Source organism: Citrobacter sp. VF227, from assembly GCF_052950715.1.
Genome location: NZ_JBRFVF010000054.1, coordinates 1 through 1,129, shown reverse-complemented (window position 1 = coordinate 1,129; position 1,129 = coordinate 1). Strand labels below are relative to the sequence as shown.

Annotated in this window: 1 protein-coding gene; it reads left to right on the top strand. The window is 53.4% G+C overall.

Going from position 1 to position 1,129, the window contains the following annotated elements:
- The first annotated feature begins 48 nt into the window (after positions 1-48).
- Positions 49-864, top strand: a complete 816-nt coding sequence (locus ACU8YC_RS24950) for a F4 family fimbrial subunit (RefSeq protein ID WP_446895951.1) — start codon at positions 49-51, stop codon at positions 862-864.
- The last annotated feature ends 265 nt before the right edge of the window (positions 865-1,129 follow it).

Genomic DNA, 1,129 nt, shown 5'->3' with positions numbered 1-1,129 from the left:
ACGGTCACCCATCAGTAATAACGGACTCAGAGAAAAAGGAAACGGATTATGAAAATGAAAGCACTGAAACTGGCTCTGCTGGCGGCGGGTCTGGTAAGCGGCAGCGTGTCGGCGGCATTCACGGAAGATGACCTGGCGGCCGATAACAGCATCACCCTGAACGGTGAGATTAAAAACACCAACCCGGTGTGGGCGTGGAAAACCGGGGCAGACCAGACAGACTGGGACACCACCAAACTGGAGTGGAAGGTGAGCGGGACGGATGCAACGGCGGACTTCTCAGGTAAAGGGGATGTGGCCCTGCTGGACGGGTATCTGGTGAATATGGCTGCGACCGGAGGCGTGGGGCTGGAGCCTGTTATCACCATCGGCGGTGACGGTTATACGGTCACTGCCGGGGGGGGGACCATGGAGCAGACGGCCAAGATAAAGGTGACCGGCCTGACGGATGCGACGGATACCACGTCCACCGTGGACGGGGAGATGACATTCAAAACGGTTGTGGCGGCAAGTGCTGGCTGGAAAGGGCTGAATGGTAGTTATATTCGAATTGTGACTGTTAATGGACAAGGACAGTCTTATGTACCTCCGGCCTCGAGTACACACGCTAAATATCTGCAGGCATTAAATAAAGCGGTGGATAACCAGAAGCTGTCGGTGGATTTTGCCACAGCACCTTATGCGTCGGAGTCTGTTAATACTGCATCAGTAAATGCAGCAACTGGATTTTGGACCAATGTTGCAACAACATTGATTACTGCAGGTATTCACAGCAACATCAACTCTGCCAAAGTGACCTTCCCGGCGGCGAGCATCCCGGAATCCTGGGAAGGTGCGCTGACCGTGACCGTGGCCTATAAGTAATTCCCGGCAGAAACCCTGTCACGCAGGAAGTCCTCATTCTTCTGACAGCATGACACTCCTTCCTGACAATACCAGACCTGTCGTATCGGTCGGCAGGTTTTTTTCCGCTCACCTGTTAACGTCCGGGACCGTCATGTAGCCGCGATGACACAGGGCTGTGGCTGCAGCCCTGTGCAATACCGGTCTTTCAGGGACGGTATAAACGATACTGATATTTACTGAAAAGGAAAGCATATGAAACTGAGAAAAGCACTTGTGGCTGCCA

Excerpts from the sequence above, each read along its gene's own strand:
- ACU8YC_RS24950 (WP_446895951.1), top strand. The coding sequence starts at position 49 with ATGAAAATGAAAGCACTGAAACTGGCTCTGCTGGCGGCGGGTCTGGTA.